Origin of the sequence: Photobacterium damselae (genome assembly GCF_003026815.1) — a bacterium.
In the GTDB taxonomy this organism is placed as follows: domain Bacteria; phylum Pseudomonadota; class Gammaproteobacteria; order Enterobacterales; family Vibrionaceae; genus Photobacterium; species Photobacterium damselae.
The window spans coordinates 83,231-105,074 of record NZ_PYOG01000013.1 but is presented as its reverse complement, the minus strand read 5'-3'; the positions used below and the strand labels follow the sequence as shown (position 1 = coordinate 105,074).

The following is a 21,844-nucleotide window of genomic DNA, read 5'->3' as shown; positions in this document are numbered from 1 at the left end:
CAGATGGGACCATTGCTATCCAATACGGCCAGCGAAAACTCACGTTCAAAGTGTTCGATAAACTGGCTGATATTGACCAAGGCCAGATAGTCGATAATAAACGTTTAGGTGCCGTTTTGAAATTTGCTCAGGAAAAACAGCAAGAATTTGAGCAACAACAAACACGCAGTCGTAGTAAAAAAGCCCCGAAACGAACAGCTCAACAACGAGCCATTCGGCAACTTGAAGCCATCAATCCTGTCTTAGTTCACCCTGAACAATTTAAACCCAGTACCAGAAAAAAGCCGTGACTTCCCTACTCTATAACCAGTTTCTGAGCAAGATGAGCTACTTTAAAAAGAGACATTTTAATCTGGGAAAGAAAAAGGACATTTTAAATTGGGATAAACACCACAACCATTAAGATTAGTAGAAGCACCACAGCCTGAGACTAACGGCTTACTGGCAAGAGTTGATGCAACGTATCGCAAAATATTATCTCGAACAAATATGGAAGATCCGCTCACAAATCAAGCGAAAATCAACTACCCAACAAAAGGGTGTCTCATCAGACCCCAATACACAGCGTATGCCCATTACTTGCACTTAGCTCAGCAATTAAAAGAGAACAACGAACAGCTATCTCTCTTTATGCCGCAAGAAACGTTATTAAGATCGGCATGTATTTCCGTTTTTCTTGAGCGAGTAAAAGATAAAAGCTTCCATCCTTTGTATGTAGTTGAAGATGCCGATTGGCTTGATCAAGAGGTAAGTGAACGTATTGATATCGTATTATTAGGATGGTGGAGAGATCGCTGGGCCTTTACGCGACATAATGAAACAAGCAAAGGTATTAGCCATCTGGGCGGTGAAAAAGACAATGAAAAACGCTGGCTTGAAATTGCTTCTCATCGTGCAATCAGTGAATACCAAAGTCGTTTTCATGATCAATTTTCACAGTTAGTCAATGAACCACGACGCAAACTAAGACCTGGCGGATTGATGCCTTTGCTCGATATTTATCGTGCTTGGCATAATTTATGTCGACAAGATCGAAGTGGTTTAACTCCCGCTCAAAAGATTGGTCTAACTTCAGCACCTCTGACCTTAGAGCAACTTCTCAGCTAATCAATCAATTGGGAATACTCCTAATTGGTTTCTCGTGATTATCTGTTCTACATTTATACCCAAGTGAATTTTGTATTTTGAAATCACTTGGGTGTCGAACAAATTTCACTCAGAGCAGATAAAAATAAGTCATCTTACTCAATATCATTGCTACTCAATACGAACAAAAGATCACAACCATGATCATATGCTCAATCTAGATACATTTATTAAATCATATGTCGTACGCATTAAACTACGAGATTTGGCTATCAAGGTCATAAAAATAAGTAAAAATGAGATCTAAACGAAATTTAACCTCTAATATCGTTGACAAGTATCACATAAAAATGAATTATCAATGCATCAAATGTTCTACAGCAAACCATATGTTCAAGTCGTTTGTTTGATGATTGAATTATTGCTGTTAACATCCAGTTAATTATTTGGCCTTTAATCGCTAAGCAAATAGAAATAACACTTAGCATTAAAAGCACTACCAACGTAGAAGGTCGATAGCTATGAGCACTAAACTAGAACAACTTCGCGCCCTAACAACAGTTGTAGCTGATACAGGTGAAATTGAAGCAATTGCTAAATACCAGCCAGAAGATGCAACAACCAACCCATCTCTTATTCTAAAAGCTGCTCAAATCGAACAATATGCACCATTAATTGATCAAGCTATTGAGTATGCAAAAGCACAAAGCTCTGACAAAACTCAGCAAGTTCAAGATGCTTGTGACATGCTAGCGGTAAATATCGGTAAAGAAATCCTAACAGTCGTTCCTGGTCGTATTTCTACTGAAGTTGATGCTCGTCTATCATTTGATACTGAAGGTAGTATTGCTAAAGCACGCAAATTAATCAAAATGTACAATGATGCTGGTATCAGCAACGATCGTATCCTAATTAAACTGGCGTCTACTTGGGAAGGTATTCGTGCAGCTGAAGTTCTTGAAAAAGAAGGCATCAACTGTAACTTAACGCTTCTTTTCTCTTTTGCTCAAGCTCGTGCATGTGCGGAAGCTGGTGTATTCCTAATCTCACCATTTGTTGGTCGTATCATGGACTGGTACAAGGCTAAAGAAGGCCGTGATTTTGCACCTCAAGAAGATCCAGGTGTTATCTCTGTAACTAATATCTACAACTACTACAAAGAACATGGTTACAACACTGTCGTTATGGGTGCAAGCTTCCGTAACACAGGTGAAATTCTTGAGCTAGCAGGCTGTGACCGTCTAACTATTAGCCCTCAACTTCTTCAAGATCTTGAAGATGCAACAGGTGTTGTTGAGCAAAAACTTCTTCCAGCAACTGAAGTTAAAGCTCGTCCAGCTGCAATGACCCACTCTGAGTTCCTATGGGAACACAACCAAGATGCAATGGCTGTTGAGAAACTAGCTGAAGGTATTCGTAACTTTGCGATTGACCAAGGTAAACTTGAAACAATGATCGCAGAGAAACTATAAGATTTAGATAAAAAGAGATTTTGGGTATCATTCATTAGTTTGATACCCAATCTTTTCATCAAACCAATTTATTCAATTTAGAAAACACGAGATTTATTATGGATCGTAAACATCTTGCCAATGCAATTCGTGCTCTAAGCATGGATGGTGTTCAACAAGCAAACTCTGGTCACCCAGGTGCACCAATGGGTATGGCTGATATCGCTGAAGTTTTATGGCGTAGCCACATGAACCACAACCCACAAAACCCTAACTGGGCAGATCGCGACCGTTTTGTTCTGTCAAACGGCCATGGTTCAATGTTGATCTACTCGCTATTGCACCTAACTGGTTACGACCTATCTATCGACGATCTAAAGAACTTCCGTCAACTTCATTCAAAAACGCCTGGCCACCCAGAATACGGCTATGCACCAGGCGTTGAAACAACAACAGGTCCTCTAGGTCAAGGTATCACTAACGCTGTTGGTATGGCTTTAGCAGAAAAAGCGCTAGCAGCTCAATTTAACCGTGAAGGCCATGACATTGTAGACCACCATACTTATGCATTTATGGGTGATGGTTGTATGATGGAAGGTATCTCTCACGAAGCGTGTTCACTTGCTGGTACTTTAGGTCTAGGCAAATTAATCGCGTTCTGGGATGACAACGGTATTTCTATCGATGGTCATGTTGAAGGTTGGTTCTCTGATGATACACCTAAGCGTTTCGAAGCATACGGCTGGCAAGTTATCCGTTCTGTAGACGGTCACGATGCGGCAGCGATCAACGCAGCTATCGAAGAAGCAAAAGCAGATACAACTCGCCCAACACTAATTTGTTGTAAGACTATTATCGGCTTTGGTTCGCCAAATAAATCAGGTTCTCACGACTGTCACGGTGCTCCACTTGGTGCAGAAGAAATCAAAGCGGCTCGTGAATTCCTTGGTTGGAACTACGGTGCATTTGAGATCCCAACAGACGTATATGCAGAATGGGATGCTAAAGCAGCAGGTACAGCTAAAGAAACAGCTTGGGATGAAAAATTTGCTGCATACGCTGCACAATACCCAGAATTAGCAGCTGAATTTAAGCGCCGTGTAAATGGTGAACTACCAGCTAACTGGGAAGAAGCATCATCAGCCATTATCGCTGACCTTCAAGCAAATCCAGCGAATATCGCTTCTCGTAAAGCATCACAAAACGCACTAGAAGCATTCGGTAAACTACTACCTGAATTTATGGGCGGTTCTGCTGACCTTGCACCATCAAACCTAACCATGTGGTCTGGTTCTAAGTCTTTAACCGCTGATGATACATCTGGTAACTACATTCACTACGGTGTTCGTGAATTTGGTATGACTGCTATCATTAACGGTATTGCTCTACACGGTGGTTTTGTACCATACGGTGCAACATTCCTAATGTTCATGGAATACGCACGTAACGCAATGCGCATGGCTGCACTAATGAAAGTGCAAAATATCCAAGTTTACACACACGACTCTATCGGTTTGGGTGAAGATGGTCCAACACACCAACCTGTTGAACAAGTTGCCTCTCTTCGTCTAACACCAAACATGAGCACATGGCGCCCATGTGACCAAGTTGAATCAGCTGTTGCTTGGAAATTTGCTATTGAACGTAAAGATGGTCCAACATCACTTATCTTCTCTCGTCAAAACCTAGCTCAACAAGAGCGTGATGCTCAGCAATTAGCAGACATCACAAAAGGCGGTTATGTACTTAAAGATTGTGATGGCAAGCCAGAGTTAATTCTGATTGCAACAGGTTCTGAAGTTGAACTAGCAACAGAGGCTTATGCTCTACTTACTGCTGAAGGCCGTAAAGTACGCGTTGTTTCTATGCCAGCAACCGATGTATTTGATAAGCAAGATGCGGTTTACCGCGAATCTGTTCTACCATCAGATGTGACTGCTCGTGTTGCAATTGAAGCTGGTATTGCTGACTTCTGGTACAAATACGTTGGTTTTGATGGTCGTATTATCGGTATGACCTCATTTGGTGAATCAGCACCAGCGGATCAACTATTTAAGCTATTTGGCTTTACCGTAGAGAACGTGGTTGAGACCGCAAAAGAACTATTGGCTTAATTCGCGTATAGTAATTACCCATAGCTAATAAAAACCGAGCCCTTTTACCTTGTTAAGGAAAAGTTAGCTCGGTTTTTTTATGCCCCGCCTCATACAACCACGCAACTACCATAATCAAACAGCTCAAAACAACTTAGCTGCATCCCTCCAAACAACAATTTTGTTATTGCTTCAGTTTACAAAAAAATAAACGATGACTCGCAAAATTTAATCTCTCATCTTGAAAGATAAATACAGTACATCATATTATAAAAACATATTGGTATTCACATCCAGTATGCCCTTAAGAAGTTTATTTCTTCTTCCGTACGCCTATCCTTATAGATAGGCTTTTTTTTTCATAAAATTTCAGATAGTTGCTAAGCAATATAGCTATAAATAAAAACAATTAAATTAAGATAAAACACAACAATTACGTATTGCTCGCAATTCAAAACTTTTAATTGGTCAATATTGCTTTTAATTGTCTATCCTCATGATTACATAATTAAAGTCAGATGGTTGATTTAAATGAACTTAATGAAAGTAAAAAAAACCTCTCTAGCCGTAGCTCTATCATTTGTTTCAACAGGAGCTTTTGCTCAAGGCTCTTCGCTACAAGATGTTATTAGCGCTACTGCTCTTAATCCAGAAACAACGATTTATACTGCCAAAGATATCGTTACCATGGATGGTAATAAACAAAACGCACAGGCTGTTGCAGTTGTTAACCATAAGATAGTCGCTGTCGGTTCTCTAGAAGAGGTAAAATCTAAAGTTGGTGATAAGAACGTTACTATTAATAACCAATTTCAAGATAAAATCATTGTTCCTGGCTTAATTGATCAGCATCTTCACCCACTACTTTCTTCTCTGACGATGACAGCAGAAATCATCTCAATGGAAGACTGGGTATTACCAACAGGTACAGTTAAAGCTGTTAGCAATCGAGAGGATTACTTAAAGCGCCTTGCTGATGCTGATAAAAAACTGACCGACCCTAATGAACTACTACTCACTTGGGGTTTTCACCATTACTTCCATGGCAAACTGACCAAAGATGATTTAGATAAGATCAATAATAAGCGTCCTATTATTGTTTGGCATCGCTCAGCTCACGAATTTATTTTAAATACCGCAGCGCTCAAAAAGTATGGGATAACTGCAGACTACATCGCAAAACAAAGTAAAAGTGCCCAAGAACAGATAAATTTACCTGAAGGGCATTTCTGGGAGCAAGGCATGTTTGTTTTATTGCCTAAAATAGCCCCAGCCATTGCGACTCCTAAACGCTTAAAAGATGGCTTAGAGTTTACTGAACAGTATCTGCATGCAAATGGCATCACGACCTCAGCTGAACCTGGTGGTCTAGTATCAAAACAGCTACAAGAAGCTCAAAACGCAGTGCTTAGTGACGCACAAACACCATTTCGTTTTTACTTCATTCCAGATGGAAAAACGATGGCTCTTGAACACCTAAATGACAATATGATCGGTGCAACTGAAGAGATGCTGTCATGGGGTGAAGGCAATACGGCATTCCTTCCTAAACAAGTGAAGCTATTTGCTGATGGTGCTATTTTTAGTCAGCTAATGCAGATGAAAGATGGCTATCTTGATGGCCACGAAGGCGAATGGATGATCGAACCAGAAATTTTCGCCCAAGCTTTTACTCAATATTGGGATGCGGGTTACCAAATTCATATTCACCAAAATGGCGATAAAGGACTGGATATGGTTCTCAAATCGCTCAAAGAAAATATGAAGCGCAATCCGCGTAAAGATCACCGAACAACCATTGTTCACTTTGGCTTCTCAACCCCAGAGCAGGTTAAAGAACTAAAAGAACTCGGCGCAATTGTCAGTGCAAACCCATACTACACAGTGGCACTGGCTGACAAATACAGTGAAGCCGGTGTTGGCCCTGAACGCTCTAATGAGATGGTTCGTTTAGGTGATGTTGCCAAGGAAGGAATCTCTATTTCCCTACACTCAGATATGCCAATGGCCCCGGCTCAACCTCTATATCTGATGTGGAGTGCAGTCAACCGTACAACATTCTCAGGTCGAGTTGCAGGTCCTGAACAACGAATAAGTGCAGAACAAGCACTAAAAGCCGTTACCATTGATGCGGCATATTCTCTTCAGTTGGAAAATCAGGTTGGCAGTATTGAACCAGGTAAATTGGCTAACTTTACTATTCTTGATGAAAACCCATTAACGATTGATCCTGCAAAAATTAAAGATATTAAGATTTGGGGTACCGTACTAGAAGGTCGTATTCAACCAATCAAACTTGAACAGAAATCAGTACCACAGGCAAACGTAAGTGGTGATTTCGTTGATATGCATAAACTAACCCCAGATCAAAGTTATAAAGTGGTCATGGAGAGCGTACGTAGCAGTAAACATCAACAACATACACACACTAGTGCATGTAGTCATGATAATCCACTCGGCTACGCTGTTGTTAGCTTATGGCAAGAGCAGATGAATACTCTATAATAAATAAAACGCCCGTAGCCAAGAGGTTACGGGCGTTATTATATTGAAAATCAGAAAGCAGTATCAGCCTTTGATTTTTTTCACCAACGTCACAACAGCAAGTACAACAAGACCAGCAATAATACCGATCACACCATTAATCGCGGCAGGTAAAATAGATGCAGCCCCTGGGAAACTGACTGTTTCAGTTAGATGATGAATAATGTCATGTGATTGCGGAATGCTATGAACTACAATACCGCCACCAACCAAAAACATTGCGATAGTACCGATCACGGCAAGCGCTTTCATTAAGTACGGTGCGACACTTACCAAAGCACCACCAATACGATGTTTTAATGTTTCTTTTTCGCTATGATTTACCAGATAAAGACCTGCATCATCTAGTTTTACGATACCCGCAACTAAACTATATACCCCAGCTGTCATCACGATAGCGATCAAGCTAACAACTAGAATTTGAGTCATCAGAGGGTGGTCTTGTACAGTACCTAGCGCTATCACAATGATTTCAGCGGAGAGGATAAAGTCAGTTCGTACTGCACCTTTAATTTTTTCTTTCTCAAACTGTTCTATATCAACAATTTCAGGTTCAACTTTTGCTTCTTCATTATGCTCTTCGTGGTGAAAGAATTTCTCTAAAATTTTCTCGGCACCTTCAAAACAAAGAAATAAGCCACCAAGAAGCAACATTGGAGAAATAAGCCAAGGAGCAATAACACTGATTAATATCGCAGCAGGAACAAGGATTAACTTATTTCGAAATGATCCCTTCGCTACTCCCCAAACAACAGGGATTTCACGCTCAGCACGAACACCAGAGACTTGTTGAGCATTAAGAGCTAAATCATCACCCAAAACTCCAGCTGTCTTACGAGCTGCAACCTTGGTCATTAACGCAACATCATCTAAAACAGTTGCAATATCATCTAATAAAGTAAGAAGGGAGGCACCGGCCACTGAAAACTCCTTTCAAGTAATTGCTTACTTAAATACGCTTATAATAATTATACCCAAACAACATCAATGAGAGAAAATATCTCCTCTTATGGCATCATTTGGGTATCAACCTATCTATTAACTTAGCACATCACATTATGCGTAAGTATTGTTGTCAGTATTAAAATAGACAACAATTTAGCCGTCAGAAATATGACTATTTTTAGTCATTATAAAAAACATTGTTGTTATACGCCATTTATAAAACTATGTTTTTCTAATTCAAATTTTTCACCTTGCACAAAACCACTTTAAAAACCCATAAAATCAATTACTTATACATACTTTTCATAAAAAAATCATTGAGTAATATTAATCGTGATGTATTACGCAGTGATGGTTTATAAAGCATAAATAACTCGATTTCAGGCAATGTATAGCTAGGAAGAATATGAGTTAAAGATCCTGAGTTCAGATCATTTTGTACTTGGAATCGAGGTTGGATAGTAATCCCCGCCCCTTCTTTCGCCGCAGCAAGCATCGCTTGACCACTATTGATCATAAAGCGAGAGGAAATTCTAGGTAAGAAATATTCGCCATCAGGCCCTTTAAAACACCAGCGATGTGCATGATATGTTGTACTGTGTTTCAAGCATTGATGATGCTCTAGTTCTTTAGGATGCTTTGGTATGCCATACTTATGTAAATACTCAGGACTAGCACAAGCAACCATGTCATAACTACAGATCTGATGTCCAACCAAGAACTCATATCCTTCAACCCGATCATGAAAAATAACATCGAATCCATCTCGTTGAATGTCAGGTGGATTGTTATCCAATATCAGTTCAATTTCTAACTTGGGATACTGCTGAATAAACTGACCCAATAATGGCGCTATAAGACTAATCCCTAAATTTACCCCACAGCATAGCTTTAGTTTACCTATTGGTTCATTAATATTCCGGTATATGTCTTCTTGAGCAGCATTCATCTCCGATAAGATATTCAAACATCGAAGATGAAATTGTTCTCCAGCAGCGGTTAATGCTTGATAACGAGTTGATTTTGCTAACAACTTAGTACCAAGAGAGCTTTCTAACCCTCTAATATGCTTGCCAACCATTTGCGCACTAATACCACGTTCTTCCGCAACGACAGCAAATGATCCTAACTCAACAGCCCTAACAAAAATTTCAATGCTACTTAACCGATCCACCTACTCTATTCCTATCAAAAAGTTCAGATAATAGCCTCTATTCGAAACTCATAGTTTCTATTGTATTCCATAGGTGTATATTTATCTCGCAAATAAATGTGACTATTATCACTATTAATATTCTAGAAATCATAAATATCAACATTTAGATAGCGAATCGTAACTATGTTAGATCTCATCCCTAAAGAGATTGCTATCGGAGAAATTTACTTTCCACCTCTACTAATTTCAGGATTTGTCGCGATCATTTGTACTTCTATTACTGTTCGAATATTCAATACAATCAAATGGTACAAATACGTATCAAGCCCTCCCTTAGTCGAGTTATCGATAGCCGTCATTTACACCGTATTAATCAGTACCTTTATCTTTCCATCATAATAATAATAGAGAAGATCCATGTTCAAACGTTTACTTATTACTAGTTGCTTTGTGATTATTGCTCTCATGACCATAGGTTGGAAATATCAACAATATTTGATGAACCCTTGGACTCGAGATGGTTTGGTCCGAGCTCAAATTGTTCAAATTACCCCTCGTGTTACAGGTCCTATAATCCACCTTAATATTAAAGATAATAGTGAAGTTAAGGCAGGCCAGGTTCTCTTTACTATAGATCCGAGAACATACAAAACAGCTCTAGAAAAAGCCAAAGGTAACTTAGACCAAGCTAAAGCGCAGTTGCAACGAGCTAAAGATGAAGCGAGCCGAGGTCGTCAACTGGCTCTACGCCAACCAGGAGCCATATCAAAAATCACCTTAGTTCAACAAAAAAATACCGTAACAGCAGCCAAAGCAGGCGTAGAAGCTGCAAAAGCTCTTTATGATCAAAGCAAATTAGATTTAAGCTTCACTAAAGTTACAGCCCCTGTCGATGGGTATATCACAAACTTAAACTTAAATGTTGGTAGTCAAGTTGTGGCCAATCAGCCTGTTGTTGCTCTGATTGATAAACACAGTTTCTGGATTGACGGATTCTTTAAAGAAACGGATATCAGCGATGTCACTACAGGCGATAAAGCGACAGTTACGTTAATGGCTTATGGCGATCAACCATTATCGGGCAATGTCGAGAGCATAGGTTATGGTATCGCCCATAAAGATGGTAGTACTGGAAATTCTCTCTTACCGAACGTTAATCCAACATTTCAATGGATTCGTCTTGCACAACGTATTCCTGTACGTATTCGCTTAGATCATGTTCCGCAAGATATTCAATTTCGTATTGGTTCGTCAGCATCAATTGTGATTCATAAAAAACATTTGGCTCAAAACGCCCTATTGCAGCGGATTGAGGAGGTAATATGATATCTAAACGCTGGATCATGCCATTAAAAGTTGCCTCTGCACTCACTCTGGCTATTGTTATCGCTCTGGCGTTTGGTTGGAATAAACCGTACTGGGCTGCCTTTGCTGTGATTGTAATGGCTGCAACCGAAACGAATGGCCATTCCCTCAAAAAAGGTCGCCTTCGACTATTGGGAACCTGTGCAGGGGTAGTCATTGCCTTTATTTTGGTAAGTTTGCTTGGTCAACAGCCACTTGCTTTTTTAGTTGTTTATTCGATCATCATCGCTATCTGTATTTATCAGCAGAGTAATCCCAAAAATGGTTATGCATGGACCATGGGGTTAATGGTTTCTTGTGTCATTATTGTGATGGGAAAAATGACGTCAGAGCAAACATTTACAATTGCCGCCCTGCGATTACAAGAAACTATTTTAGGCGTACTGTGTTTTAGCTTCGTTTTTAGTATCTTTAGCCCAGCATCAAGTCGAATAACGCTGCTTAACACGTTAAAAAATAATGCTGAAACAAAGCAAGATAAGATAGAACAGGCGATCTGCAGCCTCCAAGCGAATAATACGCTCAGTAAAAATGTTTCTTGGGGGGATGGTTTAAAATATTTAGCCCGTATAGACGATTTACTACAAGCAGCAAAAAGTGATAGTTATCAAGTTAGTAGTGAATTTACTATTTGGGATAGCATTCGGGAGCAGCAAAATCAATGGATCCTTTTAAGTGGTCATCTATCTGAAGCTATCAATTTAATTAATACTCCATTTACCCAAGAGCAAAAAGAAGATCTTATTGAGATCCTAACTCAACTTAAAACCCGATATAGCAACTCCATTACCTTACTGGAATATACAGTAGAACATCCACACTCGACAATGGATGATCTTCGCCAGTATCTTAACAACACTACAGCAAAATCAAGCTATACATTGACCCTTGAATCGTTACTAGATAACCGCAATTCTCAACATGGGGCACTAAGAATGTTGGCTGAAAATTTACTGAAAATGGATACGCTTCAAGAGCAGATGTATCAAAACCTTATTCAAGCAATAATAAATGATAAACCGTCAAAAGCTCACCCCAAAAAACCAACCAAATCATCAGTGTTAACGTTAACTTTTGATTCTGAGCGTCTGATTAATGTGCTTAAAATCTTGATCATCTTTTGGGTAAGCGTTGCTTTGTGGGTCTATGTACCCATGCAAGGCGGTGCGATGATCGTAATGCTAAGCTTAATCTTCGGTAGTGTTGCTCTATCTCTTCCATTTGTAAGCCCACGCTATATATTGCTTCACATGATTTGTTGGGCAGCCTTAGCTCTCCTCCAATATACATTTATCTTGCCGCATTTGAGTCACCTTTGGCAGCTTGGTCTGTTCTATTTTATTAATGTCTTCAGCCTTTGGTTTTACTTCAATCAACCTCAACAGATTTTTCATCGTTTACTTGGTTGTCAAACCTTAATGCTTATGACAACGAGCGCGATTCAATTAACCCCGAGTTACAATATCGAGACATCTCTATTAACAATAACCTTATTATCCATCGCACTACTTATCATTTTTTGGATTTATAACGGCATTTTTTCAAGTCAACCAGAGTTTGTTTTTTTACGTCAACTAACTCAATTTCGAATCCGTTTGTACTTTAAAATAAACAAGTTACTAAGAAAAAAAACACATAGCCTGATCTCGCTAGAGTTATCAACGCCTGTACAAGCTGTTTCTTTAGCTGAAATGGCAAGTACCAAGATAAATTGGTCTACCTATAATGATCTAGATAAAGATAAAGTAGAAAATGTACTTAATCTTGCTTATCGAGCATGTTTTCATTATCGATCATTTGAGGATAATTATAATAACTGGAGAGAGAAACAATATAGTGAAGGAATTAATCGATTAATTGTCGAGAGTTTAACTGAGCTGGCAAATATTATGCGTACCAGTATGATCCATGAAAAAATTTCAACAACTCATACCGCTACATTAAGCGCTCTACAGGAATATTTAATTAGCTATAGGCATAACGAAAGCTTATCAGCATTAAATGCTGTTTTTACAGTAGATGAAATCAACAAGAACTATCAGTTAATTACTTCTTTATTACTTTTTATTCAATCTCTTAAAGAGGTCAGTACGCAAATATCCACCCAGCAACTCTATCAACTAAAATTATCCCCTTTTTCTTTATAAAAATCTATTTATTATAAAAGTCACCGAGCGTGGTGACTTTTTATTTTAGAAAAGAACTCATCTATTAATCTCTTATATACTTGTGCTCTTTTTGAATATAACTGCATTCATTGCAAACAAAAATTCTACGGATATATACACGCTCTAAAATACTACGTCGTAACCGTCTGACATCTAAAGACCCACATTGTTGACATTTCATAGCAACTACTCCTTGTTTACTAATCTATAACATATAGCATACTACAGCATCCCTCTTTTGACTATATCATGCACAATAAAACGTCAATAAAATGGCAATCACAAAAAAGTATTACTTACATTTTTAACACTATAATAATTAAAACCTATCTATTAGTATTTAATCTAAAAATATATAACTTAAAGGTATAGTGATGATGGAATATAAAACTATAAGGTTAATTTTAGGTGATCAGCTTAATATCCATCACTCATGGTTTCGTAATATAGACCACTCTACTCTATATTTACTTATTGAAATAAAACAAGAAACTGATTATGTCGTGCACCATATTCAAAAGGTATGCGCATTTTTTGCTGCAATGAAAGCGTTCGCACAAGAACTAACACAACAAGGTCATCACGTTCTATATTTAACATTAGATGAAACAGAACAATATGAAAACCTAGGTCAACTTATTGAAGTTTATATAAAAGAAACTAAGGCTGAAAAATTCGAATATCAGGAACCGGATGAATATCGTCTTGATAACCAGATAAAAGCCTATTCTTTTCCTTGCTCAATCGCATGTGTTGATAATGAACACTTTCTTTTAAGTCGCCAAGAAATAAACGAACAATTTACTGCAGATAAACATACTGTTATGGAACACTTTTATAGGAGAATGCGTAAACGTTTTAATATATTAATGGAAGTAGATAAACCGATAGGAATGAAATGGAATTTTGATAAGAATAATAGAGAAAAACTTAAATCCATTGATATTAAAAATCTTCCCCAACCTCTGTGTTTTAATAACGATGTATCTGAAATTGTACAACGACTTAACCGACATCGAATAAAAACAATAGGAGATGAACAAAGTGTATTATTATGGCCAATTAATCGGCAGCAAGCACTCACACTTCTGAACCATTTTTGTCATGTTTGCTTACCCTTTTTTGGCCAATTTCAAGATGCAATGACTCATACATCTCCATCTACTAAATGGTCTCTATACCATAGTCGTCTATCTTTCTGTCTAAATTGCAAATTGCTCTCTCCTTTGGAAGTCATGAATATCGCTATCAGTCATTTTGAACAAAAAAATAATAACATTGATATCGCACAAATAGAGGGGTTTATTCGTCAAATATTAGGCTGGCGAGAATATATTAGGGCTATTTATTGGGTAAACATGCCTAAATATAAAGATAAGAATGCATTAAATTCATCACGACCTTTACCTCAATTCTTCTGGAATGGCGATACAAAAATGCTGTGTCAACGGGAGGCTATCCAACAATCTCTTTCCTTTGCTTATGCTCATCATATCCAACGATTAATGGTAACAGGAAATTTTTGTTTATTAGCAGAAATTGATCCTAGCGAAGTTGACAATTGGTATTTAGGGATCTATATCGACGCGATTGAATGGGTTGAACTCCCTAATACTCGCGGAATGGCTCTATTTGCAGATGGTGGCATAGTTGGTACTAAACCTTATTGCGCTAGCGGATCATATATCAACAAAATGAGTGATTATTGTAAGCACTGTAAATATGACATCAAACTTCGCCATGGGGAAAACTCTTGCCCTTTAAACAGTCTCTATTGGCATTTTATGAACAAGCATGACTTATTATTAGCCAAAAACCCAAGAACCAGAATGATATTAAGAACTTGGGATAATATGGACGATAAGCAGAAACAAGCTATTTTAGATACAGCACAGTATTATTTGGCAAATCTAGAACATTTATAATAAGCAGTCTTTATAATCAAGCTAAACGAAAAATACTAAAAAATTAAAGACTGCCTACAAACATCATAAATACTTAGCGGCTAAATTCAGCCCTGAAGTACGACATTCTTTATTGTTCAAATTGATATGAATAGTTAACGATAGTCTGCTGGTAAAGAGCTAATAATTGCTTTTCATCAACATCAACACCAACCTGCTGTGATGGACGTATTGACCATTCATCAATCGGATAAAACTTATCATCAAATTTTTGGATAGTCATACCCTCTGCCGGCCCTTCGCATACCACCCGAACCGCACCAGAACGAAATGAAAATAAATCAGGATTAATAACATAGGCAATTGCAGATGGATCATGAACATGACAGCCATCTAAACCAACTTTATTTGAGTAAAACCTCAAGTAATAACGACTGATATCCCAAATAAATTGCCCTACAGAGCCCGCATGATCTCGAAGTTGATCTAAATATTGGCCGGAGAAAAAGCTCTCTTCTGTCACGTCTAATCCAATAATTTTTACTGGCCATGATGCAGAAAATACAATGTCGGCTGCGTGAGGATCATCATGAATATTCGCTTCTGCGTAGGGGGTAACATTACCTCTATGATCATTAACCCCAAAAGCACCACCCATAATAACAACCTCTTTCACTAAACTGGCAATATCGGGAGCAGCCTGAATGGCCATAGCAAGGTTAGTTAAAGGGCCAACAGCAACTAAAGTAATCTCTTGAGGATTAGCTCGAATCGACTCAATTATATATTGGTAGGCGGGACGAAGATCAATCGCTTTATCTATTAATTCAGGAGCATGGAAATCACCCAACCCCGTTTTACCATGCACAATTTCAGTAGGACCAACAGGTGGTCTCATAAGAGGCTGTCGAGCACCTTTTGCGATATCTGCTTTCATTTGAAATCGCTGTTTAAGATATAACGCATTATGAGTGCCATTCTCAATAGTCGCGTTACCAAACACAGTCGTAATGGCCATTAAATCAATATCTGGATGAGCCTCAGCAAACAAAATAGCCATAGCATCATCAATGCCAGGATCGGTATCTAAAATGATTTTCTTCGTCATAAGAATCACAGTCATTATTAAAACAAAAATAAAGAGTATAAAATTTTAATTAAGATAACTGTGATATATCCTATTTCTTGTTATAAAACACAACCTCGATACCCCCCAAATAAGATACAACACGCATAACAAGTGATAAAAAAATGCTGAGAACCACATAGAAATAGTTAAACGTTTCCAATACGTTTCAATGTGGTGAGATCTTCTGTTAAATACTAGAATTTTAAGTAAAGTTAGAATAAATAGTTAATTAAAAGCATGGTAGTGTTCAGTAAACAAGTAAAGGATGACAACAATATGAAACTAAAAACATTATCTATTGCTATTTTAAGCGCTACGTTCTCACTATCTTCATTTGCAGAAGAATCGCCAATCCGTTTAGTGATTCATGGTGGTGCTGGCACTATTACAAAAGAGACTATTACCCCAGAAAAAGAGCAACAATATCAACAAAAATTGTCAGAAGCTCTTCAAGCAGGTTATGCCGTTTTAAACAAGGGAGGATCCAGTCTTGATGCGGTCATGGCTTCAATCAATGTAATGGAAGATTCTCCACTATTTAATGCAGGTAAAGGCGCTGTATTTACCCATGACGGTAAAAATGAACTTGATGCTTCGATCATGGATGGTAAAACCTTAATGGCAGGAGCCGTTGCTGGTGTAACAAATATTAAAAATCCCATCAATGCTGCACATATTGTGATGACTAAGAGTCCACATGTATTAATGGTATCAAAAGGTGCTGAAAAATTTGCAGCCGAAAATGGCATTCAAACAGTCGATCCGTCTTATTTCAAAACTGATTTTCGCTGGCAACAATTGCAAAAAGCCATCGAAAAAGAACAAGTAGTGCTGGATCATGATGGTAAAACTGCAGCACTTTTTGTCGATCCAATGATGTATGACTACAAGTATGGCACCGTCGGCGCTGTTGCATTAGATAAAGAAGGTAATCTTGCCGCAGGCACATCAACCGGGGGAATGACAAATAAACGTTACGGCCGTGTTGGTGACTCACCACTTATTGGTGCAGGTAATTATGCAGATAATGAAACTGTAGCTGTATCTGCAACAGGTTCGGGTGAAAAATTTATTCGTACCCTTACAGCTTACAACATTGCATCACAAGTTAAATATAAGGGCGTCTCATTACAAGAGGCAGCAAAAAATGCATTAGATGATGTGAAATCTATTGATGGATCTGGAGGTGTAATTGTACTTGATAAGCAAGGTAATTACACAATGGAATTTAACTCTGCTGGTATGTATCGAGGCACCATTAGCAATGACGGTATTCCCCATGTAGCTATTTATAAGAATTAAAAAACTTCTACATAAAACGACAAAAGGCCAGAGCTTCCTGCCCTGGCCTTGTGCCATTCCCATAATGGTTGTGTCTCAAACAACCGATGTGAACAACTATCGAAGGATCATTTGTTCACGCTCTGGGCCTACCGAAATCATTGATACCGGCACACCCATGAGTTCTTCAATTCGTAGCACATATTGCTGTGCTGCTTTTGGTAGGCTCTCAAATGTACGACAACCTGTAATATCTTCTTCCCAACTTTCCATCTGCTCATAAACAGGTGCTAGAGACGCGGTTTGTGGCCAAATTGGGTTTTCGCTGTGATTACCATCGTATGCAACACAGATTTTAAGATCTTTAAGACCGGTTAAGCAGTCAATCTTCGTTAATGCCACCTCGGTAGCGGCTTGAAGTTCAACACCATTACGAGTCGCCACAGCATCAAAGTAACCCATATCACGAGGACGACCTGTTGTTGCACCGAATTCGTTAGCTTTTTCACGGAAGGCATCTTGCTCTTCCATCGCGGTAATCAGTGTGCCAGTACCTACAGATGAACTGAATGCTTTTGCGACAGCAACAACACGCTCTGGACGTAGAGCAGGTAAACCACCACCTAGACCTGCATATGCAGAAGTTACATTCGATGATGTTGTCCAAGGGTATTCACCATACACAAGGTCACGACCTGCACCTAATTGAGCTTCAAACAGTAAGTTGCCATCTTTTGCTTGAATCTCTTTAAGTGGAACCGTAACGTTGCAAATAGCATCACGCCATGGTGCAGACACATCCAATAACCATTGCGTCATTTCTGCCGCAGTCTGGGTAAATTCAAAGCTTGGATATAGCGCTTTAAGCTGAGGTAGTTTCCAATCTAACCAAAACTGAATACGCTCTTCTAGTACTTCAGGTTGTTTTAACCATCCCACTAGAATGCCTTTTTTCATTACACGGTCACCGTATGCAGGTGCAATGCCCTGGCGAGTAGAACCGTAAGCACGATCTGCCAAGCGAGCTTCTTCTAGAGTGTCTTCTAAAGCGTGGAGTGGAAGACAGAAAGTTGCGCGATCTGAGATGCAAAGTTTAATTTCGACACCAGATTGCTTAACTTCAGCAATTTCTTGAGAAAGTAACTCAGGGCTGATTACCATGCCAGGGCCTAGCACTGCAATACAGTCAGGGTTAAACACGCCACTTGGTAGTTGGTGCAATTTAAATGTACCAAAATCATTAACAACAGTATGACCTGCGTTATTACCACCTTGGAAACGAACGCTTGCTGAAGCATTTTCAGCCAAAAAGTCTACGATACGACCTTTACCTTCATCACCCCAGTTTGCACCAACAACAACAATAGACGACATGATTAACTCTCCTTAAAAGCGATGAAGCTATCGTATGCCTACCATAAGAATAAGAAAAATTAATAATCTTTATAATCTTGATAAGGATTCCATATGAGCGTAAAGTTTAATTTATCGGCATACTGATTTGAAATATATCCAATGAGAGAGCAATAGATGTTAGATCTTAATTGGCTAAATACTTTTGTTACTTTGGCAAAATATGAACATTTTGGGAAAACAGCGATCGCGCTTCATATGACCCAACCTAATGTAAGCCTGCAAATTAAACAGCTAGAACAAGTGACAAGAGTAAAGTTAATTGAGAGAAATCCTTTTCGCCTTACTCAAGCGGGAGAAAGACTATTAGCCAGCGCTGAGAATGCATTAATGGAACTGCAAATCTGTCAGGCTGATCTCAATGCTATCAATGAGTTAAATCAAGGAACCTTATCTATTGCAGCCAGTGATATTATTTCACGCCTGCTTCTTATTGGCCCTTTTCAATCATTTCGCAAAGAGTTTCCAGGCATTGATCTTTCATTATTTAATACCACCTCATCACAAGCGGCTGAGCTGGTAAAAAGTGCAAAAGCCGATTTAGGATTTGTTATTGCGCAAAAAGAGAGCCAACCGCTACATTTTACAGAATTACGACAAGTGAAATGGTGTGCGTTAGGAAATGGACTCCAGCAATGGCAGGCGCTCGCTGAAAATACGGAAATAATAACAATGTCGGTTGAAGAGGAAATTTTAACCGCTGATGAGCCCACATTAATTTTATTGGGTCACGATACTCGTACAAGGGATTTAATCGATTTAGCGCTACCAAGCTTGAACTTACCCAAGTATCGCATCATGGAAGTAGGTAGCGTAGATGCACAAATAGACTGGGCTGAAGCGGGCTTTGGTGTTGCTATCATTCCGGCCTTTTCGGTTCATTCCAAACTCGATTTAAAGACAAAAATAACCCCGCTACCCGATTTTCCAACCACCAGCTTAGGCTATATTGTTCGTCAAAATCAGGTGCTATCACGAGCGATCAAACAACTGCTTGGCTGGGTAGACCAAGAGATCCAAAAATCTCAATAACAGAAATATAAAAGCCATACTCAAACTTTTGGGATCGCACTCATTGAGTATGGCATTTTCTTATATTAAGCAGCTTTGGTTTCAGTTTGAGACTTTTTTATTGTCTCATTTTGAGCTACCTCCGCTTTATTACTGTCAGTCTGATCGCTCAATATTTCTGCCAACGTAGAACGCGATAATCGACCTTTAACTTCCCCTAGCTCATCAATAACAGGCAGTGGATGATCACTATCTAAAGTCTCAGGAATAACCGATTCAAGTAAAGCATCAGTCGTCACAGCAGGGACACTCTCAACTAATGAGTCTGGAATAGCTTGATGGTATTGTGACTCACTAATTTCATCTAAACTTTCTTGCGTGATAACACCTTGATACCCTTCATCCGTTACGTAATAACCATAATCTTCTTTAACTTGCCGCATTTGATTAACCGCATCGCCAATCGTTTGGGCCGAAATACGAACAATCTGGGGTTTCATAACAGTTTCAACGGTTAAAGCTCTTGCACGATTAACGTCTTTAACAAAAGCTTCAACATAGTCATCAGCTGGATTTAAGAGAATATCAACAGGCTTACCTTGTTGAACCAATACACCATCACGGAGTATCGCAATTCTGTCTCCAAGTCGAAGCGCTTCATCTAAGTCGTGGGTAATAAAAACAATAGTCTTATGCAACTTTTCTTGTAGTTCAATTAACTGATCTTGCATTTCACTACGAATAAGTGGATCAAGAGCGGAGAAGGCTTCATCCATTAAAAGTATCTCAGCATCAGTACAGAGAGCACGGGCTAATCCCACTCTCTGTTGCTGTCCCCCTGATAGGCTTGCTGGGTATTGATTCTCATAGCCATCTAAACCAACAGTTGTTAACCACTCTTGCGCTTTGGTGATTCGCGTTTCTTTGTTAACACCTTGAACTTGTAAACCATAAGAGACATTTTCAAGAACTGTTTTATGCGGCATAAGGCCAAAGCGTTGAAAAACCATCGACATTTTATGACGTCGAAAATGTTGCAGATCTTTCTCTTTTAGAGATAAAACATCGGTGCCATCAACTTCAATTACGCCTTCTGTGGGTTCAATTAAGCGATTAAAATGACGAATCAATGTGGATTTTCCAGAACCAGACAACCCCATTACAACAAAGATTTCACCAGAATAAATATCTAAGTTAATATCACTTAATCCAACGGTATGACCCGTTTGAGCAAGAATATCGTCTTTACTTTCCCCGGCTTTAACTTGAGTAAGTACTTGCTTAGCTTTAGGGCCAAAAACTTTATAGAGCTTTTTCACTCGAATTAAAGGTGCCTGGGTTGGCTGGGCGGCTGAATAAGACATTAATGAGATCCTCCCAGATGTTGTTGAGTACGTTTAGCATAACTTTGTGAAATGCGATCGAAAATAATTGCCAATGCCACAATCGCCAAACCATTAAGCAATCCTAACGTAAAGTACTGGTTTGTAATGGACTTAAGAACAGGCTGCCCTAAGCCTTTAACTCCAATCATTGAGGCGATAACCACCATAGCAAGGGCCATCATGATAGTTTGGTTTATTCCCGCCATAATATTAGGCATTGCAAGAGGAAGTTGGACACCAAATAGCCGCTGCATAGGACTCGCTCCATACGCGGTAGCCGCTTCCAGAACTTCTTTATCAACCAAACGAATACCTAAATTGGTTAGACGAATAACAGGTGGAATAGCATAAATAACAACAGCAATAACACCTGGGATCTTACCAATACCTAACAACATCACTACCGGAATTAAATAGACAAAAGCGGGCATGGTTTGCATCACATCAAGCATTGGTGTCACACCATTTTGCACCCGATCAGAGCGAGCCATCGCAATACCAATAGGAATACCCACTCCAATAGCAACCAGTGTCGACACTAAAATAATACTCATTGTTCTCATGGTGTTATCCCACATCCCAAATACACCAATAAGCACAAATGAGACAATCACACCCAAGGTTAATTTCCAAGAGCGACTGGCCACATAAGCAAGGGAGGCTAGGACTGCAATCACTAACCACCAAGGACTATCAAGTAGTAAGTTTTCAAACCAAACCAAAAAAGAAAGTAAAGGATCAAAAAAACCTTCAATGGTATCGCCATATTCCCGAGAGAAAGATCGATAAGCACCATCTAACGTTTTACGAATTTCCAGTAACTGAGCACGATCCAATTGTGGAATCTCAGTTAGCCAAGAATCAGACATATAAACTATCCATAGTTATTTACTGTTCAATCAGTGAGGGGGGA

At 39.0% G+C, this 21,844-nt stretch carries 16 protein-coding genes and 1 pseudogene; 11 read left to right on the top strand and 6 right to left on the bottom strand.

Annotated elements, in window-relative coordinates; genetic code table 11:
• The 5 genes and pseudogenes from CTN07_RS13000 to CTN07_RS12980 form a co-directional block, all read left to right on the top strand.
• Window positions 1-290, top strand: a pseudogene (locus CTN07_RS13000) (ISNCY family transposase); the annotation flags it as partial.
• A 199-nt stretch (window positions 291-489) separates the two neighbouring features.
• On the top strand, window positions 490-1,107 hold the full coding sequence (locus tag CTN07_RS12995) for a hypothetical protein (protein WP_005306029.1): 618 nt from the start codon (window positions 490-492) through the stop codon (window positions 1,105-1,107).
• Between the two features lie 500 nt (window positions 1,108-1,607).
• The gene (tal, locus tag CTN07_RS12990) at window positions 1,608-2,558 is read left to right on the top strand and encodes a transaldolase (RefSeq protein WP_005306031.1); all 951 of its coding nucleotides are present in this window, start codon (window positions 1,608-1,610) and stop codon (window positions 2,556-2,558) included.
• Between the two features lie 98 nt (window positions 2,559-2,656).
• Window positions 2,657-4,651, top strand: a complete 1,995-nt coding sequence (gene tkt / locus CTN07_RS12985; RefSeq protein ID WP_005306034.1) for a transketolase — start codon at window positions 2,657-2,659, stop codon at window positions 4,649-4,651.
• Window positions 4,652-5,161: 510 nt separating this feature from the next.
• Entirely contained in the window at window positions 5,162-7,135 is a 1,974-nt protein-coding gene (locus tag CTN07_RS12980) for an amidohydrolase (protein ID WP_005306037.1), read from the top strand.
• A gap of 63 nt (window positions 7,136-7,198) precedes the next feature.
• Here CTN07_RS12980 and CTN07_RS12975 read toward each other — a convergent pair whose 3' ends face one another.
• On the bottom strand, window positions 7,199-8,095 hold the full coding sequence (locus CTN07_RS12975; RefSeq protein ID WP_005306040.1) for a DUF808 domain-containing protein: 897 nt from the start codon (window positions 8,093-8,095) through the stop codon (window positions 7,199-7,201).
• A 310-nt stretch (window positions 8,096-8,405) separates the two neighbouring features.
• Entirely contained in the window at window positions 8,406-9,293 is an 888-nt protein-coding gene (locus tag CTN07_RS12970) for a LysR family transcriptional regulator (RefSeq protein ID WP_005306043.1), read from the bottom strand.
• A 165-nt stretch (window positions 9,294-9,458) separates the two neighbouring features.
• Between CTN07_RS12970 and CTN07_RS23325 the strand changes: the two genes are divergently transcribed.
• The 4 genes from CTN07_RS23325 (at window position 9,459) to CTN07_RS12950 (ending at window position 14,733) form a co-directional block, all read left to right on the top strand.
• Window positions 9,459-9,674: a DUF1656 domain-containing protein gene (locus CTN07_RS23325; protein ID WP_080551782.1), complete on the top strand. Its 216-nt coding sequence runs from the start codon at window positions 9,459-9,461 to the stop codon at window positions 9,672-9,674.
• Window positions 9,675-9,692: 18 nt separating this feature from the next.
• Window positions 9,693-10,601, top strand: a complete 909-nt coding sequence (locus tag CTN07_RS12960) for an HlyD family secretion protein (protein ID WP_005306045.1) — start codon at window positions 9,693-9,695, stop codon at window positions 10,599-10,601.
• Entirely contained in the window at window positions 10,598-12,787 is a 2,190-nt protein-coding gene (locus CTN07_RS12955) for an FUSC family protein (RefSeq protein WP_005306048.1), read from the top strand. Before CTN07_RS12960 ends, CTN07_RS12955 begins: the two co-directional genes overlap by 4 nt.
• A gap of 398 nt (window positions 12,788-13,185) precedes the next feature.
• Window positions 13,186-14,733, top strand: coding sequence for a cryptochrome/photolyase family protein (locus CTN07_RS12950; protein ID WP_036766071.1), 1,548 nt, complete (start codon window positions 13,186-13,188; stop codon window positions 14,731-14,733).
• 109 nt (window positions 14,734-14,842) lie between these two features.
• On the opposite strand, the gene CTN07_RS12945 is transcribed toward CTN07_RS12950, so the two are convergent.
• A complete protein-coding gene (locus CTN07_RS12945; protein WP_005306054.1) occupies window positions 14,843-15,820 on the bottom strand; it encodes a nucleoside hydrolase in 978 nt (325 codons plus the stop codon).
• 297 nt (window positions 15,821-16,117) lie between these two features.
• On the opposite strand from CTN07_RS12945, the gene CTN07_RS12940 reads away from it, so the two are divergent.
• Window positions 16,118-17,143, top strand: coding sequence for an isoaspartyl peptidase/L-asparaginase family protein (locus CTN07_RS12940; protein ID WP_005306057.1), 1,026 nt, complete (start codon window positions 16,118-16,120; stop codon window positions 17,141-17,143).
• Between the two features lie 96 nt (window positions 17,144-17,239).
• Here the strand turns inward: CTN07_RS12940 and CTN07_RS12935 are convergent, their stop codons facing one another.
• Window positions 17,240-18,496 (bottom strand): adenylosuccinate synthetase, encoded by a 1,257-nt coding sequence (locus CTN07_RS12935; protein ID WP_005306060.1) that lies wholly within the window; start codon window positions 18,494-18,496, stop codon window positions 17,240-17,242.
• A 156-nt stretch (window positions 18,497-18,652) separates the two neighbouring features.
• Here CTN07_RS12935 and CTN07_RS12930 point away from each other — a divergent pair, with 156 nt between their 5' ends.
• On the top strand, window positions 18,653-19,567 hold the full coding sequence (locus CTN07_RS12930; RefSeq protein ID WP_005306063.1) for a LysR family transcriptional regulator: 915 nt from the start codon (window positions 18,653-18,655) through the stop codon (window positions 19,565-19,567).
• Between the two features lie 65 nt (window positions 19,568-19,632).
• On the opposite strand, the gene CTN07_RS12925 is transcribed toward CTN07_RS12930, so the two are convergent.
• Together CTN07_RS12925 and CTN07_RS12920 are read right to left on the bottom strand one after the other, a co-directional pair.
• Window positions 19,633-20,910, bottom strand: coding sequence for a quaternary amine ABC transporter ATP-binding protein (locus CTN07_RS12925; RefSeq protein ID WP_005306065.1), 1,278 nt, complete (start codon window positions 20,908-20,910; stop codon window positions 19,633-19,635).
• On the bottom strand, window positions 20,910-21,800 hold the full coding sequence (locus CTN07_RS12920) for an ABC transporter permease (protein WP_005306067.1): 891 nt from the start codon (window positions 21,798-21,800) through the stop codon (window positions 20,910-20,912). Before CTN07_RS12920 ends, CTN07_RS12925 begins: the two co-directional genes overlap by 1 nt.
• Window positions 21,801-21,844 lie beyond the last annotated feature (44 nt).